This is a genomic window from Enterobacter cloacae complex sp. P15RS (genome assembly GCF_014895905.1).
Classification (GTDB): domain Bacteria; phylum Pseudomonadota; class Gammaproteobacteria; order Enterobacterales; family Enterobacteriaceae; genus Enterobacter; species Enterobacter quasihormaechei.
Map to the genome: position 1 here is coordinate 112,122 of NZ_JADBQL010000002.1, position 19,939 is coordinate 132,060.

At 56.2% G+C, this 19,939-nt stretch carries 18 protein-coding genes; 11 read left to right on the forward strand and 7 right to left on the reverse strand.

Annotation, left to right across the window (positions count from 1 at the left end):
- Positions 1 to 115 precede the first annotated feature (115 nt).
- On the forward strand, positions 116 to 1,156 hold the full coding sequence (locus IM267_RS01245; protein WP_063451487.1) for an AI-2E family transporter: 1,041 nt from the start codon (positions 116 to 118) through the stop codon (positions 1,154 to 1,156).
- On the opposite strand, the gene IM267_RS01250 is transcribed toward IM267_RS01245, so the two are convergent.
- Together IM267_RS01250 and IM267_RS01255 are read right to left on the reverse strand one after the other, a co-directional pair.
- Positions 1,153 to 2,100 (reverse strand): zinc-dependent alcohol dehydrogenase family protein, encoded by a 948-nt coding sequence (locus IM267_RS01250; RefSeq protein WP_193032525.1) that lies wholly within the window; start codon positions 2,098 to 2,100, stop codon positions 1,153 to 1,155. The genes IM267_RS01245 and IM267_RS01250 overlap by 4 nt on opposite strands.
- On the reverse strand, positions 2,093 to 3,127 hold the full coding sequence (locus tag IM267_RS01255; RefSeq protein WP_063451489.1) for an LLM class flavin-dependent oxidoreductase: 1,035 nt from the start codon (positions 3,125 to 3,127) through the stop codon (positions 2,093 to 2,095). Before IM267_RS01255 ends, IM267_RS01250 begins: the two co-directional genes overlap by 8 nt.
- A gap of 205 nt (positions 3,128 to 3,332) precedes the next feature.
- Between IM267_RS01255 and yajD the strand changes: the two genes are divergently transcribed.
- The 8 genes from yajD to pqqF all read left to right on the forward strand — a co-directional run bounded on the left by yajD (position 3,333) and on the right by pqqF (position 10,500).
- Positions 3,333 to 3,680 (forward strand): HNH nuclease YajD, encoded by a 348-nt coding sequence (gene yajD / locus IM267_RS01260; RefSeq protein ID WP_006808895.1) that lies wholly within the window; start codon positions 3,333 to 3,335, stop codon positions 3,678 to 3,680.
- A 167-nt stretch (positions 3,681 to 3,847) separates the two neighbouring features.
- Positions 3,848 to 4,867 carry a dipeptidase gene (locus IM267_RS01265; protein WP_193032526.1) on the forward strand — a complete coding sequence of 340 codons (1,020 nt, stop codon included), beginning with the start codon at positions 3,848 to 3,850 and terminating at the stop codon, positions 4,865 to 4,867.
- A gap of 138 nt (positions 4,868 to 5,005) precedes the next feature.
- A complete protein-coding gene (pqqA, locus tag IM267_RS01270; RefSeq protein WP_002905689.1) occupies positions 5,006 to 5,077 on the forward strand; it encodes a pyrroloquinoline quinone precursor peptide PqqA in 72 nt (23 codons plus the stop codon).
- Positions 5,078 to 5,132: 55 nt separating this feature from the next.
- The gene (gene pqqB / locus IM267_RS01275) at positions 5,133 to 6,050 is read left to right on the forward strand and encodes a pyrroloquinoline quinone biosynthesis protein PqqB (RefSeq protein WP_063451494.1); all 918 of its coding nucleotides are present in this window, start codon (positions 5,133 to 5,135) and stop codon (positions 6,048 to 6,050) included.
- 2 nt (positions 6,051 to 6,052) lie between these two features.
- Positions 6,053 to 6,808, forward strand: a complete 756-nt coding sequence (gene pqqC / locus IM267_RS01280; protein ID WP_022647953.1) for a pyrroloquinoline-quinone synthase PqqC — start codon at positions 6,053 to 6,055, stop codon at positions 6,806 to 6,808.
- A gap of 2 nt (positions 6,809 to 6,810) precedes the next feature.
- Entirely contained in the window at positions 6,811 to 7,089 is a 279-nt protein-coding gene (pqqD, locus tag IM267_RS01285; RefSeq protein ID WP_063451496.1) for a pyrroloquinoline quinone biosynthesis peptide chaperone PqqD, read from the forward strand.
- Positions 7,076 to 8,218: a pyrroloquinoline quinone biosynthesis protein PqqE gene (gene pqqE / locus IM267_RS01290; protein ID WP_193032527.1), complete on the forward strand. Its 1,143-nt coding sequence runs from the start codon at positions 7,076 to 7,078 to the stop codon at positions 8,216 to 8,218. Before pqqD ends, pqqE begins: the two co-directional genes overlap by 14 nt.
- 5 nt (positions 8,219 to 8,223) lie before the next feature.
- On the forward strand, positions 8,224 to 10,500 hold the full coding sequence (gene pqqF, locus IM267_RS01295) for a pyrroloquinoline quinone biosynthesis protein PqqF (RefSeq protein ID WP_193032528.1): 2,277 nt from the start codon (positions 8,224 to 8,226) through the stop codon (positions 10,498 to 10,500).
- 87 nt (positions 10,501 to 10,587) lie between these two features.
- Here pqqF and IM267_RS01300 read toward each other — a convergent pair whose 3' ends face one another.
- A complete protein-coding gene (locus IM267_RS01300) occupies positions 10,588 to 13,017 on the reverse strand; it encodes a glucose/quinate/shikimate family membrane-bound PQQ-dependent dehydrogenase (RefSeq protein WP_193032529.1) in 2,430 nt (809 codons plus the stop codon).
- Positions 13,018 to 13,705: 688 nt separating this feature from the next.
- Here IM267_RS01300 and IM267_RS21455 point away from each other — a divergent pair.
- The gene (locus IM267_RS21455; RefSeq protein WP_255507611.1) at positions 13,706 to 13,840 is read left to right on the forward strand and encodes a hypothetical protein; all 135 of its coding nucleotides are present in this window, start codon (positions 13,706 to 13,708) and stop codon (positions 13,838 to 13,840) included.
- 46 nt (positions 13,841 to 13,886) lie between these two features.
- Here the strand turns inward: IM267_RS21455 and IM267_RS01310 are convergent, their stop codons facing one another.
- The gene (locus IM267_RS01310; protein ID WP_193032530.1) at positions 13,887 to 14,753 is read right to left on the reverse strand and encodes an aldo/keto reductase family oxidoreductase; all 867 of its coding nucleotides are present in this window, start codon (positions 14,751 to 14,753) and stop codon (positions 13,887 to 13,889) included.
- 144 nt (positions 14,754 to 14,897) lie between these two features.
- Here IM267_RS01310 and IM267_RS01315 point away from each other — a divergent pair, with 144 nt between their 5' ends.
- Positions 14,898 to 16,559 carry a methyl-accepting chemotaxis protein gene (locus IM267_RS01315; RefSeq protein ID WP_193032531.1) on the forward strand — a complete coding sequence of 554 codons (1,662 nt, stop codon included), beginning with the start codon at positions 14,898 to 14,900 and terminating at the stop codon, positions 16,557 to 16,559.
- 36 nt (positions 16,560 to 16,595) lie between these two features.
- Here the strand turns inward: IM267_RS01315 and smrA are convergent, their stop codons facing one another.
- The 3 genes from smrA to IM267_RS01330 all read right to left on the reverse strand — a co-directional run bounded on the left by smrA (position 16,596) and on the right by IM267_RS01330 (position 19,937).
- Complete coding sequence (gene smrA, locus IM267_RS01320) at positions 16,596 to 17,159, reverse strand: DNA endonuclease SmrA (RefSeq protein WP_063866853.1); 564 nt, start codon at positions 17,157 to 17,159, stop codon at positions 16,596 to 16,598.
- A 341-nt stretch (positions 17,160 to 17,500) separates the two neighbouring features.
- Entirely contained in the window at positions 17,501 to 19,012 is a 1,512-nt protein-coding gene (locus IM267_RS01325) for a glucosyltransferase domain-containing protein (RefSeq protein ID WP_193032532.1), read from the reverse strand.
- Positions 18,999 to 19,937 carry a glycosyltransferase family 2 protein gene (locus tag IM267_RS01330; protein ID WP_193032533.1) on the reverse strand — a complete coding sequence of 313 codons (939 nt, stop codon included), beginning with the start codon at positions 19,935 to 19,937 and terminating at the stop codon, positions 18,999 to 19,001. Before IM267_RS01330 ends, IM267_RS01325 begins: the two co-directional genes overlap by 14 nt.
- Positions 19,938 to 19,939: the final 2 nt, after the last annotated feature.

The window sequence follows — 19,939 nt, forward strand, 5'->3', positions numbered from 1 at the left end:
AGCCAGGAATTTACTCAAAGCCTTTTCATTTCTTTACCCAGTCTGTTTGATTTTGGTTAGTTTTTTTAATCCGCTTTCCCCTCTATTATAAATAAAAAACTTTTCAGGAACGTTCATGGCCAAACCCATTATCACCCTCAACGGGCTTAAGATAGTCATCATGCTGGGCATGCTGGTGATCATTTTGACCGGCGTTCGTTTTGCGGCCGATATCATCGTGCCCTTTATCCTGGCGCTTTTTATCGCGGTGATCCTCAACCCGCTGGTGCAGCGGATGGTGCGGATGCGCATACCGCGCGTGCTGGCGATCAGCCTGCTTATCAGTATTATCATCGTTGCGATGGTGCTGTTAGTTGCCTATCTGGGAACATCCCTGAACGAGCTGGCGCGAACCCTACCGACATACCGTTCTTCCCTGGCGACCCCGCTGCTGCAAATTGAACCCTGGCTGCAACGCGCCGGCATTGAAGTCTCGGTTGAGGAGTTGCTTAAATACATTGATCCGAATGCTGCCATGACGATTGTCACCAGCCTGCTGGCACAGCTTTCCAACGCCATGACCTCCATTTTCCTGCTGTTCCTGACGGTCGTGTTTATGCTGCTGGAAGTCCCTCAGCTGCCTGCAAAGCTACAGCACATCATGGTGCGTCCGGTGGAAGGAATGGGCGCCATTCAGCGCGCGCTCGACAGCGTTTCACGCTATCTGGTGCTGAAAACGGCCATCAGTCTGGTGACGGGATTTGTGGTCTGGGGGATGCTCGCCGCGCTGGACGTGCGTTTCGCCTTTGTCTGGGGGCTGCTGGCCTTTGCCCTTAACTACATTCCTAACATCGGCTCCGTGCTGGCGGCGATCCCCCCTATCCTTCAGGTGCTGGTTTTCAGCGGTTTGTATGATGCGCTGATTCTGCTGGCAGGCTATCTGGTGATTAACCTTGTCTTCGGGAACATTCTTGAGCCACGCATCATGGGACGCGGGCTGGGGCTTTCAACCCTCGTTGTGTTCCTGTCCCTGATCTTCTGGGGCTGGCTGCTTGGGCCTGTCGGCATGCTGCTCTCCGTTCCGCTGACGATTATTGTGAAAATTGGCCTGGAGCAGACCGCCGGTGGACAAAGTATCGCTGTACTGCTGAGCGACATGAGCCATAAGGCCGATTAATTCTCCATCGACAGCACGGGCTTGCACGTTCTACCCGCTTCGTGATAGTTGCCCAATGCCCGCTGCCATTCCGACAGAGGGTAAAGGGTGACATCGCTGCACTGGCTGGCCCGCAGTTTCGGCCAGATGCGCTGAAACTCCGCCTGCCACGCCTCCGCGCTGAGCGCGTCCAGGTAGTTACGAATGTGAAACCACGCCACGCGCGGCAGCGCCCGCTGCTGCCGGAACGTCTGACCGGAGAGCAGCCCGTAGCAGACAAACGTGCCGCTTTCAGGCATCACGCCCAGGATCGTTTCCGCCAGGCTGCCGCCCGTGGCGTCGTACACCACGTCTGCGCGCGCGGCGGCAGCGTTGACTGCGGCCATATCCTGTTGCGCAATGGGGACGATCCCTAATTCGGCCAAACGTTGAGCGTGCACGGGCGAGCGGTGGATCCCGTAAACCGCCTCTGCACCCGCCTGACGAGCCCATTGCCCGAGCAGAACGGCGCAGTCAGAACCGGCAGCGGTGAGCAGCACCGTTTTTCCGGTCGGAGGATAGCGGTCCAGCATCATCTGTGCGGCAAGCGGGTTGATATACGCCCGCGCGGCAAGAAGCGAGTCGACGTCGTCCGGGACAGGAACCGCGTACCCTGCCGGGCAATCGACATAACGCTGCCACGTCCCCTTCCCCCGTAACGGCAGCACCCGCTTGCCCAGCAGCGCCGGGTAAGCGGCGGGCGTTTCGGTTACTATTCCGACCCCTTCATAACCGGCTATCGCAGGCAGCGGCGTGCGATGGCGATACGCCCCGGTTATGGGGATAAGATCGGAGGCGTTCACCGGCGAAAAAAGCATGCGCACACGTATCTCTCCCGGCTGGCGCGGCGGCAAGGGGGCGGTTTCCGGTTGCAGTACCGATTCAGGCTCACCAAACCGGCGATACCAGAGGGCCAGATTAAGCATTACGATCGCGCCATCCCATTTCCGGTGCGACATGTTTCAGTATGGACTCGATGACATGCGCGTTGTATGCCACGCCCAGCTGATTCGGCACGGTAAGCAATAGCGTATCCGCTTCAGCGATGGCTTCATCCTTTTTCAGCTGTTCAATCAGCTTGTCTGGCTCTGCGGCGTAACTGCGTCCGAAAATTGCCCGCGTTTTCTCATCCAGATAGCCAACGCTGTCGCTCTCGTTGCGGCCTGAACCGAAATACATCCGGTCGCGATCGTCCATCAGGGCAAAAATACTGCGGCTGACCGAAACGCGCGGCTGACGGGTATGCCCAGCCTCTGCCCAGGCCTGTCGGTAGGCACGGATCTGTTTTGCCTGCTGAATATGAAACGGCTCGCCGGTTTCATCGTCTTTTAACGTTGAGCTTTGCAGGTTCATCCCCAGTTTGGCCGCCCATACTGCCGTTGCATTGGAGCCAGCCCCCCACCAGATACGATCGCGTAAGCCTTCTGAATGCGGCTCCAGACGCAACAATCCCGGCGGGTTGGGGAACATCGGCTGTGGGTTAGGCTTTGCAAACCCTTCACCACGTAATACATCAAGCAGTACTTCGGTGTGGCGGCGCGCCATATCAGATTCGTTTTCCCCTTCCTGCGGCACGTAACCAAAATAACGCCAGCCATCAATCACCTGCTCCGGGGAGCCCCGGCTGATACCCAGCTGTAATCGACCGCCAGAGATGAGATCTGCCGCGCCAGCATCTTCCGCCATATACAGCGGATTCTCGTACCGCATGTCGATCACGCCCGTACCAATTTCAATGCGTTTGGTTTTCGCGCCTATCGCAGCCAGCAAGGGAAATGGCGAACTGAGCTGGCGGGCAAAGTGGTGCACGCGAAAATAAGCGCCGTCCGCGCCCAGCTCTTCAGCGGCGACCGCCAGATCGATGGACTGTAGCAGCGCGTCAGCCGCGGTCTGCGTGCCGGACTGGGAAGACGGCGTCCAGTGACCAAACGACAAAAATCCAATCTTTTTCATAGTGGAGTATCCTGATGAAGCATTGCGTGATCCCTACTCTACGCATTCGCGGATGAGAATAAATGGGGATTATTTAACGGAATGCTTCAAATAAACTGACAGAAAACGCAGACCACAGGCATCCCTCCCGCCGAGGAGGCATTCTCCTGCCATCTCATAATGGGATATAGTGTGAACTATTCTTTTTTAACAGGTAACAACAGCAATGGCTCTGATCCCCAAAAACTACGCACGGCTGGAAAGCGGCTACCGTGAAAAAGCGCTGAAAATTTACCCGTGGGTCTGCGGACGCTGCTCGCGAGAGTTTGTTTATTCGAATCTTCGTGAACTCACGGTTCACCATATCGACCACGATCACACCAATAACCCGGAAGACGGCAGTAACTGGGAGCTGTTGTGCCTGTTTTGCCACGACCACGAACACTCAAAGTACACCGAAGCGGACCAGTATGGCACCACCGTTGTCGCGGGTGAGGATGCGCAAAAAGACGTGGGTGTCGCTACGTTTAACCCTTTTGCCGATCTCAAGGCGATGATGAACAAGAAGAAATAATATCAACGGTTTTACCGCCCATCGGCAACAATACGATGTGCCGATCGCCTTACTGTTAAGTGATATTAACAATTGCTGCTAAGTTGTAAATTCCCCCTTGCCGGACGGGACAAATCGGTTATCGTGCCAGGCAACTTTTTCGGCAATACAAGACAGTGGGACGCGCTATGGCGATTTTTGATGGTCACAATGACCTGTTGCTTAACTTATGGCTTCACCATCGCCAGGATCCGGTAACGGCTTTCTTTTCCGGTATTGAGAACGGACACCTCGATTATCCCCGTATGCAGCAAGGCGGATTTTCCGGCGGGCTGTTCGCGCTGTTCGTGCCGCCGCAGGCGTATATCGCCCGCATGGCGCCGCAATACGCCAGCGAGCCGTGGGAGCCGATCGACATTCTCTGGCAGCAGTTGACGATCCTTAAGCAGCTTATCGCACACTCCGCAGACCGGGCGCGGTTGTGCCTGAGCGCGGCGGATATCGAACGCTGCCGTCAGGATAAGGTGCTGGCAATGGTGGCGCATATTGAGGGCGCGGGCGGTTTTGACGGCGAGGGAGACGATCTACGGGCCTTTTATGCCGCCGGCGTGCGCAGCATTGGGCCTTTCTGGAACATTGCTAACCGTTTCGGCACCGGCGTTAACGGAGCATTTCCCGGCAGCCCGGACAGCGGCCCTGGACTCACCACAGAGGGGATCGCCCTCGTCAGGCAGGCTAACGCCCTGAACATGGTGATTGACGTCTCGCATATGAATGAAAAGGCGTTCTGGGATACCGCTCGTCATTCCTCTTCCCCGCTGGTCGCCACCCATTCCAACGCCCATGCGCTGTGCCCGCAACCGCGCAATCTGACCGATCGGCAGCTGCTGGCTATCCGCGACAGCGGCGGCGTGGTGGGCGTTAATTTCGGCAACGCCTTTCTGCGCGCCGACGGTAAACGCGATAGTGATACTCCGCTGAGCACAATCGTTCGCCATATCGACTATCTTATTAACATCATGGGTGACGATCACGTCGCGCTCGGCTCCGATTTTGACGGCATTACGTTGCCGGATGAGTTGCACGATGTGAGTGGTTTACCGCGGCTGATCGGCGCGTTGCGCGATAGCGGCTATGATCAATTTGTGCTGAATAAACTGCTGTGGGGCAACTGGCAAAAGGTATTGCAAAATGTTTGGCAACAATAGGTTGCGTTGTAAACATTACGTTAATTCCTTACATATTTTGGGTTGAGCTTTGCCCCCCTGTAGCGCATTATTTGATGACCATCACAAAACTGGCACAAACGATGGCGTTAGTGCTGTATTTTTAAAGAGGAAAAAACGATGTGGAAGAAACCTGCTTTTATTGATTTACGTCTTGGCCTGGAAGTGACGCTGTACATTTCCAACCGCTAATCACTCAGCCCGCCATCCGTGCGGGCATTTTCGTTTTACTACCTGGCCTATCTTCATGTTTATTAAAGTCCTCGGTTCCGCCGCCGGCGGCGGTTTCCCACAGTGGAACTGTAACTGTGCCAACTGTCAGGGTTTGCGCAACGGTACTCTTCAGGCGACCCCTCGCACCCAATCGTCGATCATCGTCAGCGATAACGGCAAAGAGTGGGTGCTGTGTAACGCCTCGCCCGATATCAGCCAGCAGATTGCCCACACGCCAGAACTGAATAAGAAAGAGGTTCTGCGCGGCACGCATATTGGCGGCATTATTCTCACCGACAGCCAGATTGACCATACCACCGGGCTGCTCAGCCTGCGCGAGGGCTGCCCGCATCAGGTATGGTGTACGCCCGAGGTGCATGAAGATCTTACCAGCGGTTTCCCGATTTTTACCATGCTACGGCACTGGAACGGCGGCCTGATTCATCATCCGATCGCCCCGCTCACCGCCTTTAGCGTGGAAGCCTGCCCTGATTTGCAGTTTACCGCTGTCCCCATCGCCAGTAACGCACCGCCCTATTCGCCGTGGCGCGACCGCCCGCTGCCCGGGCATAACGTGGCGCTGTTTATCGAAAACCGCCGCAACGGTCAGACGCTGTTCTACGCGCCGGGTCTCGGTGAACCCGATGACGCCATTCTGCCGTGGCTTAAAAAAGCGGACTGTCTGCTGATTGACGGCACCGTCTGGCAGGACGATGAGCTCCAGGCCGCTGGCGTCGGGCGCAATACCGGCCGCGACATGGGCCATCTGGCGCTCGGCGATGAACACGGCATGATGGCGCTGCTGGCCTCACTGCCGGCAAAGCGCAAGATTCTGATACACATTAATAACACTAACCCGATCCTAAACGAGCAATCGCCGCAGCGTCACGCCCTCACGCAGCAGGGAATAGAAGTGAGCTGGGACGGGATGACCATCACGCTTCAGGACTAACTATGCACATTCGCGAAACGCTCTCGCCGCAAGAGTTTGAACACGCCCTCCGGGCGAAAGGCGTCTATTATCATATTCACCATCCGTACCATATTGCGATGCATAACGGCGAGGCCAGCCGCGAGCAAATCCAGGGCTGGGTGGCAAACCGTTTTTACTATCAGACGACGATCCCGCTGAAGGACGCGGCAATTATGGCGAACTGCCCGGATCCGCACACGCGTCGCAAATGGGTGCAGCGCATCCTCGATCACGATGGCAGCAACGGTCATGATGGCGGTATTGAAGCCTGGCTCCAGCTGGGCGAGGCCGTGGGGCTTAGCCGCGACGACTTAATCAGCGAACGCCACGTGCTGCCCGGCGTCCGTTTCGCCGTCGACGCTTACGTTAACTTCGCCCGCCGCGCCAACTGGCAGGAGGCGGCATGCAGCTCGCTAACCGAGCTGTTTGCCCCGCAGATTCATCAGTCGCGTCTCGACAGCTGGCCACAGCACTATCCGTGGATCAAAGAGGAAGGCTATTTTTATTTCCGCAGCCGCCTCAGCCAAGCCAGCCGCGACGTTGAACACGGTCTGGAGCTGGCGAAGAGTTACTGTGACAGCGCGGAAAAGCAGAACAGGATGCTGGAGATCCTTCAGTTTAAACTCGATATCCTGTGGTCAATGCTCGACGCGATGACCATGGCCTACGCGCTACAGCGTCCGCCTTATCACACGGTCACCGACAAAGCGGCCTGGCACACAACCCGACTGGTATAAGCATGCAAAAGAACTCAATTGTCGCCTTTCGTCGCGGCTATCGCCTGCAATGGGAAGCCGCGCAGGACAGCCATGTGATCCTCTATCCGGAAGGCATGGCTAAACTCAATGACACTGCGGCCGCCATCCTCGAACTGGTCGATGGCCAACGCGATGCGGCAGCCATTATTGCCGTACTCAACGAACGCTTCCCGGAAGCCGGCGGCGTGGATGACGACGTCGTTGAATTCCTGCAAATCGCTTATCAACAGAAGTGGATTATTTTCCGTGAGCCAGAATAAACCCGCCGTCAATCCACCGCTGTGGCTGCTGGCGGAGCTGACCTATCGCTGTCCGCTACAGTGTCCTTACTGCTCTAACCCGCTGGACTTCGCCCGGCAGGACCAGGAGCTCACCACCGAACAGTGGATCGACGTTTTCCGCCAGGCGCGGGCGATGGGCAGCGTGCAGATAGGCTTTTCCGGCGGCGAACCGTTGACGCGTAAAGATCTGCCGGAGCTGATTCGCGCCGCCCGCGATCTCGGTTTTTATACCAACCTGATCACCTCGGGAATTGGCCTGACGGAGAGCAAGCTCGACGCGTTCAGCGAGGCGGGTCTGGACCATATCCAGATTAGCTTCCAGGCCAGCGATGAAGTGCTTAACGCTGCGCTGGCGGGGAATAAAAAAGCCTTCCAGCAGAAGCTGGCGATGGCCAAAGCGGTTAAAGCGCGCGATTACCCGATGGTGCTGAATTTCGTCCTGCACCGGCACAATATCGATCAGATCGATAAGATCATCGAACTGTGCATCGAACTGGACGCCGATGACGTCGAACTTGCCACCTGCCAGTTCTACGGTTGGGCGTTCCTCAACCGTCAGGGGCTTCTGCCGACGCAGGAACAGATCGCCCGCGCCGAGCGCGTGGTCGCTGACTACCGGCAAAAAATGGCCGCCAGCGGCAATCTGACCAACCTGCTGTTCGTCACTCCCGATTATTACGAAGAGCGGCCAAAAGGCTGTATGGGCGGCTGGGGGTCGATTTTCCTCAGCGTGACCCCGGAAGGCACGGCGCTGCCCTGCCACAGCGCGCGCCAGCTGCCGGTGGAATTCCCCTCGGTGCTTGAGCAGAGTCTGGAATCCATCTGGTATGACTCTTTCGGTTTCAACCGCTATCGCGGGTTTGACTGGATGCCGGAGCCGTGCCGATCCTGCGATGAAAAAGAGAAAGACTTTGGCGGCTGCCGCTGCCAGGCCTTTATGCTTACCGGGAATGCTGATAACGCCGATCCGGTGTGCAGCAAATCGCCGCATCATCATAAAATTCTGGACGCGCGACGCGAAGCAGCCTGTAGCGATATGAAAATTGGCCAGCTTCAGTTCCGCAACCGAACCCGTTCTCAGCTTATCTATAAAACCCGGGAACTGTAACGACAATGACCATCCGCATCGTTGAGCTGGCGGGCGGTTTACGCGCAACGCTGGTTCATCAGCCGCAGGCGGCGCGCGCGGCGGCGCTGGTGCGCGTGAGCGCCGGAAGCCATCATGAGCCACCGCGCTTCGCCGGCCTCGCGCATTTGCTTGAGCACCTGCTGTTCCGCGGTAGCGAGCGCTATCGTGGCGACGATCGGCTCATGGCCTGGATCCAACGTCAGGGCGGCAGCGTCAACGCCACCACACTGGCTCGCCACAGCGCGTTTTTCTTCGACGTTGCCGCCGATAACCTGTCCGACGGCGTCGCACGACTGCGGGATATGGTGCAGGCGCCGCTGCTTTCCCGGCAGGACATCCAGCGCGAAGTGGCGGTCATTGATGCGGAAAACAGGCTCATCCAGCAGCATGATGCCGCCCGGCGCGAAGCCGCGGCGCGCCACGCAATGGAACAACCGGGGGCTTTTCGCCGTTTTCAGGTGGGTAGCCATGAATCTCTGGGGCAAGACACGGGATCGCTGCACGCCGCGTTGCGCGACTTTCATCGCCGCTATTATGTGGCCGGACACCTGCAATTGTGGCTACAGGGACCGCAAACGCTGGATGCGCTAGCCGAGCTTGCCCATACGTTTGCGACAGGTTTTGCTTCAGGTTGTGTGCCTGAAGCCGCCCCCCCGTTACGCCTTAGCGCTGAAGCAGATTATCAGCTGGCAGTGACGGAGCGACCCGCGCTGTGGCGCTGTCCGCTAATCCGAAAATGTGACAACGTCACCTTACTTCGGGAATTCTTGCTGGACGAGGCCCCCGGAAGCCTGATTGACGAGCTGCGGGCGCGCGGGCTGGCAGAAGAGGTATCGCTGGACTGGCTTTATCAGGATGACGATTACGGCTGGCTGGCGCTAACACTTGACGGCGAACGGCCCGAGGCCATAGATCCGCATATCACGCGCTGGCTGCGGGCCCTACAGCAAACGACGCAAGAGCAACAGAGGCATTATTATCGGCTGGCACAGCAGCGCTTTAGCGCCCTGTCGGCCCTTGACCAGCTGCGCCAGCGGGCGTTTGGTTTTGCGCCCGGCGCGGCGCCGGTTAATTTTTCCGCCTTCTGTGCCGACTTACTGGCGGCGCCCACCTCGTATCTGGCCTGCAAAAAAATGGACGCCGCCGGAACAATTTCCAGCCAGGGATTTGCCCTGCCGCTTAGCCACTGGCGTCGCCAGCCGGTTGCGGATGAGAGCCCCATTGCGTTTTCCTTCTACCCACAGGCTACCCAATATTCTGCCCCAGCCCTGACGCCAGAAGCCGTTCCGCTGCTGCATTTATCGGCGCAGGATCAAGCGCCGACGCTGATCCTCCGCAGGCCTTTTTATTCGCGCGTAAGCGAGTCACAGGGTGTGGCGGCAGGCAAACAATTACGCCCTCTTCTGGCTGAACTGCGCCATATCGGCGGCAGCGGCGAGTGGCAAACGGTTGAGGGTAGCTGGCAGCTAACCCTGCGGCTGCCTGACGCATTGGTGACGGCGGAACCCATCATCAGGGCGATTGCCGATCGCCTCTCCCGCCCCACACCGGCTGTTACGCCAGCGCCAGAAGGCATCGCGATCCGTCAGCTGCTTAAGCAATTGCCTGAACGGCTGGCATCGGAACCGCCACGGGACGGCTGGCTGGCGGCGTTAGCTGGCGGCAGCGCCGAACACGCGCACGGGTTAGCCCGGCAGCTTGGCCTGCTCCGGGCGCCGGTTAACGCTAAGGGGTCGCCGTTTAGCGATTGTCCCGGCGGGATCGAACGTATCCCGCACGCCAGCGCGGACTCGGCGCTGCTGGTGTTTATTCCGCTGCCGCCGGGCGCTTCGCTCGCCGCGCTGCGGCTGCTGGCGCTATGCTGCGAACCACAATTTTTCCAGCGCCTGCGCGTGGAAAAGCAAATTGGCTACGTGGTCAGCTGTCGTTATCAGCGTATTGCCGATCGTGATGGCCTGCTGCTGGCCCTACAGTCACCTGACCGTTCTCCCGTGGATCTGCTGGGCTGCTGTAAACGCTTTTTGCGCGAGCTGACGCCGTGCGATGAATCCGGGTTCAGCCTATTGCGACAGCAGCTGGCGACGCAGATCCGGTCACCGGGGGATGCCAGCACCACGGCAGTGGCCGCCCTTCGCCAGCGCTATGGTTTGCCGGTGTTAACCCCGCAGGCTATCGGTGCCCTGCAACATGATGAGATCATCGCGCTGTGGCGCGAAATGACTCGCCGCCGCCGCCGCTGGCTGGTGCTTTTCGCTGGCTGACCGGAACCGCCGCTTTCCCGGTATGCGTGATTTTTAGCCATAAAAAAAGCCCCGTACTAAGACGGGGCCTGGCTGCTTATTTCGCTGTTACCTATCCAGCGCGTAGGCAATCACGTAGTCACCACGATCCGGCGACTGGCGTGCACCGCCGGCAGAAATCAGAATGTACTGTTTGCCGGTTTTCGGTGAAACATAGCTAATAGGACCGCCCTGGCTACCCACCGGGAGACGCGCTTTCCACACTTCTTCCCCCGTAGAGGAATCAAAGGCACGCAGGTAGTAATCCTGGGTTCCGGCAATAAAGACCAGACCGCCCTGAGTGGCGAGCGTACCGCCCAGCGTCGGCATACCGACAGGCATTGGCATGCGCATTTTTACCCCAAACGGACCGGTATCCTGAACGGTACCGACCGGCACCTGCCAGACGATTTTCTGCGTTTTCAGGTCAATGGCGGACAGGGTGCCAAACGGGGGTTTCTGGCACGGAATGCCCAGCGGTGACATGAAGCGGTTTTTGTTGACCGAGTATGGCGTCCCTTTCATAGGAACGGCGCCCATTCCGGCGTTCACGGCTTCACCGCCGGTGTTTGCCACTGCGCTTTGCGGATCTTGCTTAATCAGCTGAACCCACAGACCCAGACGCATGTCGTTGACGAAAATGTACTGGTTGTTCGGATCCGTGGACAGACTGCCCCAGTTCATTCCTCCCAGCGAGCCCGGGAAACTCAGGGAAATATCGGTGCCCGGCATCGTGTACAGACCGTCGTAACGCATTGATTTGAAGCTGATACGACAGGCCAGCTGGTCAAACGGCGTCGCTCCCCACATATCAGACTCTTTCAGGGTCTCCGCGCCAATCTGCGGCATGCCCACGGAACGTGGCTGCGTTGCCGGATACTGCTCACGCGGAATATCTGCTGGTTTTACCGGAACCTCTTTCACTTCGGTGAGCGGTTTACCGGTCAGGCGATCGAGAACGTAAATCTGCCCCGCCTTAGTGCCCACCACGACCGCTGGCTTGTTGCCTTCTTTGGTTGGGAAATCAACCAGGCTCGGCTGCATCGGAATATCGAAATCCCAGAGGTCGTTATGCACGGTCTGGTATACCCACTTCTCTTTCCCGGTTGTCGCATCCAGCGCCAGGATTGAGGTGGCGTACTTGTGGTCTTCCGGAATACGGTCAGCGCCCCACAGGTCAACAGAGGAACTTCCCATCGGGATAAACACGGTATTCATCGACGCATCCCAGGACATAGGGGCCCAGGAGTTTGCGGAGCTACGTTTGTAGTGTTCGCCCGGCTTCAGAACATAGTTCGGATCCGGATTACGCGGATCGAACGCCCAGCGCAGCTGGCCGGTGATCACGTCATAGCCTCGCAGCACGCCGCCCGGCATATCGGTGCTTACGTTATCCGCAACGCGCCCGCCCACCACGACCGTGGTGCCCGCCAGGGTTGGGGCCGACGTCAACACGTAGGTGGGATCTGACACATCGCCCATCCCTTCATGCAGGTTAACGCTGCCGTTAGTGCCGAAGTCCGGACAGAATTTGCCGTTATCGGCGTCTAACGCGATCAGCTTACCGTCAATGGTATTCATCAGAATACGACGCTGGCATGCTGCGCCCGGTGCGACCTGCGCAGGCAGAACCGGCGTGGAGCCGGCTACCGTTGGCTGCACCAGCGGTTTGGTGGCATCGAAGTACGCCAGCCCACGGCAGCGCATCCAGATGGCAGACTTGGCGTTGATTTCCGCTTTCCAGATCTCTTTACCGCTGTCGGCATCCACGGCGATCACGTTGTTATGCGGCGTACACAGGAAGACACGATCGCCTACCTGTAGCGGCGTTTGCTGATCTTCTGCGCCATTGCCATCCGGGCTTAGCGGAATGTCACCGGTATGGTAGGTCCAGACCGGTTTGAGATCTTTCACGTTGTCACGGGTGATCTGGTCCAGCGCCACAAAGCGACTGCCGCCGGCCGTATTACCGTAGTGATCCCAGTTCTGCTGTTTCGCCTCGTCTTTTACCGGCACCAGGGGGCGCTTGTCGCCACTAAACGGCACGGTCGGATGGGGTTGAAACATCTGAACAAACGTGACGCCCATGCCGATAATAAGGACTGCACAGACCCCCATCGCCCCTTTTGTGGAGGACGGTTTTCCTTCACGCTTGCGCAGTGCAGGCCAGCTGGCTGCTGCCAGCACCATCAGCCCGGCGGGTACCATCAAACGGGAAACCAGCGGCCAGAAGTCGAGTCCGGCATCATAAAATGCCCAAATCAGGGTGCCAAGAAACACGAGGGCAAACAGCCCCACGGCGGAAGACTTGCGGCGGAAGAACTGGATTGCAGAGAGCAGTGTGATAACCCCGGCAATGAGAAAGTACCAACTCCCTCCCAGGGTAACCAGTTTAAAACCGCCGATGGCAAAGAACAGCCCCGTCACAAGAAGTACCACACCCACCAGCAGGCACCACAGGCCTAACCAGCCGAACGGGCGGGGATTATTGTCTGACATAAAAATGAATCTCCTGATTTCTTTATATAAAGCAGGGTTTTATTAACTGCCACGATGCTAAAACCCTGCACAACGCTAATTGTTCGTATGCGAAGCATAAATTAAAAAGAGAACGTAGACAAAAGCTATTATGTGGTAAGAAATGAAAACCAGCGTAATTGCATGGGTTTAGCTGGGTGCAATAAGTGAATATCGCTAACTCCCTCGCCATCGCTGGAATATATGACCAGCCAGGCGTTGCTTAAAGGATGAATATCAGGATTTCCCGGCAAGGCCGTTCTTATAACCTCAGATTTTTACAGCTGAGCCCTCAGACAATAGATTTAATTACGCAATACCCATTAATAAGCAGAGAGATTAACCTGAATTAAGTTTCAGGCAGAAATTATTCATGGGTGTGTTAAACATTCAGTCATTAACAGAACTGTAAATGATACTTTCTGCATAAATGCGGATTCACAGCGTGGATAACGCAGACACTACATGAACACTTCATTAAGACTTCAACCATAACGACCCCAAATCACAATCACTACGCGATCACTATTCATTGACTTTACATTGAGACTAGCGCATATTTTACAGCACAAAACAGCAAGACAATTTTTGGAGGACGTTTTCAATGCCCGCCCGTGATTATCCCGATAAGCGTGTCGCTCGCGGTTTAGCAAAGGAGGCCGATCTCAGGATGTTAAGCGCCCGCATCGATCCCGCGCTGATGGAGTACATCCGCATCACTGCGTATGAAACACGGAAAAGTAAGCAGGAAATCGTGGCGGAAGCGTTAGCGCTTCACCGTCAACAGAGTCAGACTGGATCGTAAACAACAAAAGCCCGAAACATTCTCCGGGCTTCCGTTGCCGTCGGGATTACTTCACCAGCGAATTTAACGTCTCCAGCGCCTCAGGCGGTAACACCAGATCGGCTGCCGCCAGGTTTTGATGCAGATGCGCCACCGAAGAGGTTCCCGGGATCAAAAGGATATTTGGCGAGCGTTGCAGCAGCCATGCCAGCGCCACCTGCATCGGCGTCGCACCCAGTGAATCCGCTACCGCCTGTAGCCCGGAAGATTGCAGAGGCGTGAAGCCCCCCAGCGGGAAGAACGGCACCCAGGCAATCCCCTGCTCCGCCAGCGAATCGACCAGCGCATCGTCACCACGATTCACCACGTTGTACATGTTCTGTACACACACCACGGAAACCATCTTCTGCGCCTCAGCAACCTGTGAAGCGGTGACGTTGCTCAGCCCTATATGGCGAACCAGTCCCTGCTGTTGCAGCTCCGCGAGGGTGCTTAGCGGCTCGGCAATCGATCCCTCCGCCGGCCCGTGGGCGCTAAACATAATCCGCAGGTTAACCACGTCCAGCACATCCCGCTTCAGGTTACGCAGGTTGTCATGCACCGCCTGCGTCAGCTCCTGCGCGGAAAACGCCGGTAGCCAGGAGGCATCTTCACCGCGTCGGGCACCGATCTTGGTCACAATCGTGAGGTCGTCCCGGTATGGATGAAGCGCCTCGCAGATGAGCTGGTTGGTTACATGGGGGCCGTAAAAATCGCTGGTATCGATGTGATTCACACCCGCCGCCACCGCTTCACGCAGCACCGCCAGCGCGGCATTTTTGTCTTTTGGCGGACCAAAAACCCCCGGTCCGGCAAGCTGCATTGCACCATAGCCAAACCGTTTAACCGTACGCGTTCCGAGCGTGATCGTGCCGCTTTTATCAATGCTGCTCATGCTGACCTTCCTCATAAAAATGATCCGGATTTACAACAGGTTCCGCAACGAAACCATTAGTTAAGCAATAGTAAAATTAAAGTTTAAATTCGCTACGACGATAGTATTGATGTAACCCTGCCTCTTCTCTTACGGACGACCGCTATGCTGAAAAATCTGCACGTGATTACCGGTATTCTCTTTGCCCTCACCATATTCTGTCTGCTGCAAGTTGTCACGGGAGGGTTGTTCTACTCTGCCGTTAACAACGATCGTCACAACTTTCAAAACTCCGGGTTGCTCAATGCCCAACAGGAGAGCCTGAGCGACAGCGTTAACACGCTGATTAAAACGCGCGTCACCGTCACCCGCGTGGCGATCCGCTACCTGAAAAACCAGCGTGACCCGGCTTCTCTCGCGGCGATAAACACGCTGCTGGGTACCGCGAACGGTTCGCTGACCAAAGCCGAAAGCTATTATAAAAACTGGCAGGAGATCCCGCAGGTTAACGGTCAGGATCCCGCCCTTACCGAAGAGATGCAGAAGGCCTGGCAGCACATGCACGAGGTGATGCGCTTGTCCATTGCGTATCTGCGCGCCGATAACTATCAGGCCTATGGAGACCTGGACGCCCAGCAGGCGCAGGATGAGATGGAGGCGGTCTATACCCGCTGGCGCGCCGAAAACAACGTTCTGCTGAAAGCCGCCGCCGACGAGAACCAGAGTAGCTTTACACAGATGCAGTGGACGCTGGCGGCGATTTTCCTGACCGTTATCATCGTGCTGGTCGTGATCTGGCAGGGTTTACAGCATCTGCTATTGAGTCCACTCAACGCCATCATGAACCATATTCGCACCATCGCGAGCGGCGATCTGACGCAAAACGTCGATATTTCCGGGCGCAACGAAATGGGCCAGCTGGCCGCCGGCCTGCACGAGATGCAGCAGTCGCTGGTGAGCACCGTCAGCGCCGTGCGCGGCAGCACGGATTCCATTTACACGGGCGCAGGGGAAATTGCCGCCGGGAGCAATGACCTTTCCGCCCGCACCGAGCAGCAGGCCGCCTCGCTGGAAGAGACCGCCGCCAGCATGGAAGAGCTGACGGCCACCGTCAAACAGAACTCGGATAATGCCCGTCAGGCGACGCTGCTGGCGAAAAATGCGTCTGAAACCGCCGCTCGCGGCGGTCAGGTCGTGGATAACGTGGTGCGTACCATGAATGACATCGCCGACAGTTCTCAGCAAATTGCGCATATCACCGGCGTTATCGATAGCATTGCCTTCCAGACCAACATTCTGGCGCTGAACGCCGCGGTTGAAGCCGCGCGTGCCGGGGAACAAGGTCGCGGCTTTGCGGTTGTGGCAGGTGAAGTACGGACGCTGGCCAGCCGCAGCGCGCAGGCGGCGAAGGAGATCAAAGGGCTTATTGAGAGCTCCGTCAGCCGGGTGAATACCGGCTCTGAACAGGTGAGCGAGGCGGGTGCAACCATGAAGGAGATCGTCGCGGCCGTGACGCGCGTGACCGATATTATGGGTGAAATCTCGTCGGCGTCTGACGAGCAAAGCCGCGGTATTGAACAGGTCAGCCTGGCGGTCTCGCAGATGGACAGCGTTACGCAGCAAAACGCCGCGCTGGTACAGGAATCGGCAACGGCAGCCGCCGCGCTGGAAGATCAGTCAGAACAGCTGCGCCAGGCCGTGGCGGCTTTCAGGCTGAATGCTCAGGCTTCTCCGGCATCCCGTCCTGAAAACGTGAAAGCGCCCGCACTGCTGCGCCCGTCAACGGCAGGCGCAAATTCCTCCGACGCAAACTGGGAAACCTTCTGAGTGACGGGCGGGCGAGCCTGTCGCCCGCCTGGCTGATTAGCGGCTACGCTTGGCGTGGCGCTCCCAGTTATCTCGCTTCGCTTCCTCAGACTTACGCAACGAGACATAGCATGCTCCACTGCCGCCGTGATACGGCTGCGCTTCGCAAAAGGCTTGTACTTCGTCAAACTCGGTCAGCCAGCGCGCAAGATAGCTGCGCACCACGTTAGGGTGCGATTGCTGCTCACGCCCTTTACCGTGCACGATGATCAGGTTGCGCAGCCCGTCACGTCCGGCCTGGCGAATAAAGGAATATACCTGCTGGCGGCATTGCTCCGCGGGCTGGCGTAACAGCGTTAAGCTGGCCTGACGGGAATATTTGCCGGAACGCAGCTTATCAAATACTCCCTGCTGTACCCCTTCCCGCTGGAACATCAGCGGCTCTTCGAGGGGTAGCAGTTCAAGAAACCCCAGCGTCAGAAAGTTATCCAGCTGCTCGGTATCCATTTCCTGACGCGCCCGCGTGTTGCGGCTCTGCTGCCAGTGAATATCCGTGCAGCGTTTGAGCGGCTGGACATCCTCCATGGCGTCAAGGAAAAGTGATTTGTCGTCAGGGTTCATGGAAATCCTCCGGCTACATCTGAGTAAGTACTATACCTGCGCCCGTTGCGGGTCTCAACGATCAAACCGTATGCCGCAGGATAGAAATATAAACTTGGTGAATATATTAAAAATGGCACAGGAGAATGTTTAACGAGACTTAACTAAAATTTAAATATTAATACATTTAAAAATTTAAGTTAAATTTTCGTGAAATTAATCACTCTCTTTCCTGTTTTTTTAGATAAAAGCTGTTATAACTTAATAAACCTGCCGAGGGAAAGAACGCGTAGGATCTGTGAAGGGAAGCACTGCTGTGTACTCATGGGCCTGACGATGTCGGCAGGCCCTGTTTTTTTTAATTAATGTGATTTATCGCAGGTAGTCTTATTTATATCAACATAGCGTACGTCATCTTTGGCGTACATGATAAACTCCTTCCTGACCAGCTTATTTGGCCATTCGCAAAATTCATTAACGTTTATTGCCACTTTGATTTCGACATCACGATTATATAACTGTGCCTGGCGGGTGGGCCAGATGCTGGAGTTTAACATATACGTGTTATGTAAAATATATTTTGTGAACGGGAAATTATCGCGCACGTTGCGCACCTGGCGCAACCAGAGGCGGTTTATAGAATAATAAGGTGGAACTATAAAGACTTTTGTGGGCAGCGTGTTGTTTACAGGATAGTTTAAAATAACGTCAAGCAGCCGATCTTCATAATCATACTGCGCCCGAATAGCACCGGTAATCGCCGCGTTGAGGCTTCCCATTAAGGTAAAGAAAAGGATCCAGCCTGTGCAAAGGTATTTAAAGGCGGCTTTACGCAGATAAACCAGCGGGAAAAACCAGATAAGCATGACGAACTGATTGCCCGCCATCGCCCTTCCGGCGTAGAGCGGATCGCGTAACAATGCCTGAGGCAGCAGTGCCATCAGCAGGCCAAGCCCGCTGAGAAGTAAGAAGAGCGACAGACAGAGCCAGACGCTGCGCTGGATGACTCTGGCACGCATAGCCACGCCACACAGTGAACACAGAAACAGCCCAATCAGCACCACCCCGGCAGTGCCATAAAACGGCGAGAAAAAGATGTCCGCCAGGTTACGCAGCCGGGTGAACATTTGCGCCGGAAAAACAATGCTTAGCGTCAGAAGTTTGCTATGAATTAAGGCATAGGGTCTCAATGGCAGGAGCAGAATAAACAGCTTATAAGCGCCAAACCCGGCAAGAAGCGCAACCATCACTCGGCCATAGTGCTCCCGGAGATCGTGACTTAACGATCCCGTATCAAAGAAAGACTTGAACAAGAGCACCGCAATTATCAAAAATGGCGCCACCAGAAATAGCTGATAAAAGCAGAGAGAGGCAAAATAGCAGCCGAAAAACAGCACGTAGCCGCGCCAGCCTCTGCCGCCCATAAAGGGCAGCACCGTGAGCACAAGCGCCGCGCCCATGGTCACGGAATCGAAGCTGTACTGGATGCAGTGAATAAACCAGGGAGAAAAAACAACCGTCAAGGAGACCAGGAAACCGTTCCATGAAGGTTGGTTAATGACCTTCATATACACGACCCAGGCAGTCACCGCCACGCACAGCGCACTGATAAGCTTGGTCAACGGCGCAACGTTGACGGCGTTGATATCTGTCGGCCGGCCAAACCAGCCCGAAAGCAGCCTGATAACGATTTCCGCCGCCGGTCGACCGCTGTCAGCGTACTCTCCCCAGCCGATGCCATCGTAAAGCCCGTAGCCAACAGCATTTCGCCCAATATCGTCGTTAAACAGATAGGTCTGAGTTAACGCAGGGAAAAAATAGATAAACGCGCACAGCGCAAATAAACCCAATACGGCCGCATTATTTTTTAACATCGTCACTGCCCTCGCTGTCCTGTTTGAGGATGTAGCGCGGACGCCCTTTCACCTCAATAAATATTCTGCCTATATATTCGCCCAGCACGCCGATGCTGATTAACTGAACGCCGCCGATAAATAAAATCGCAACCATTAATGAGGGGTAACCGGGAACATCATTTCCCCAGATAAGTTTGTCGATAATCATCCATAGCGCATACGTTAACGACAGGCTGGCGATGAAAAAGCCCAGGTAGGTCCAGAGCTGAAGGGGGAAAATAGAAAATGAGGTGATGCCTTCCACCGCCAGTTTCCATAACGTCCAGCCGTTAAATTTACTGGCGCCAGCCTGACGGGGTTCACGAGTATAGGTGACGACCGCCGTTTTGCCCCCTGCCCATGAGAGCAGCCCCTTCATAAACAGCGTTCTTTCCGGTAGCTGAAGGATGGCGTTTACGGTTTCCCGCGACAGTAATCTGAAATCACCGACGTTCTCGACGATACCCGGCGAGCTGATTTTATTGTGCGCGCGGTAAAACCACCGGGCCGTTTGCCGTTTCAGCCAGGTATCGCACCGACGGTCGATGCGCTGAGCAAGCACGGTATCGAACCCATCCTGCCAGCGTGCAACAAGGGCAGGAATAACATGAATGGGATCCTGTAAATCCACATCAATAGGGATCACCGCGTCACCCGTGGCCGCCCGCAGCCCCGCCAGCAATGCCGGTTCTTTACCAAAGTTACGGCTAAACTCGACGATGCGAACGCGGCCAGAAAAGGCCTGGCTACGGATAGCCGCGACGGTATTATCGCCACTGCCATCGTCGACAAATATCAGCTCAAACGTATGATTTACGCCGTCCAGATCGCGCCGCAGCGCGTTAAAAAACAGCGGTATGGCCTGCTCCTCATTAAACACGGGAACAACCAGAGAAATAACCATAT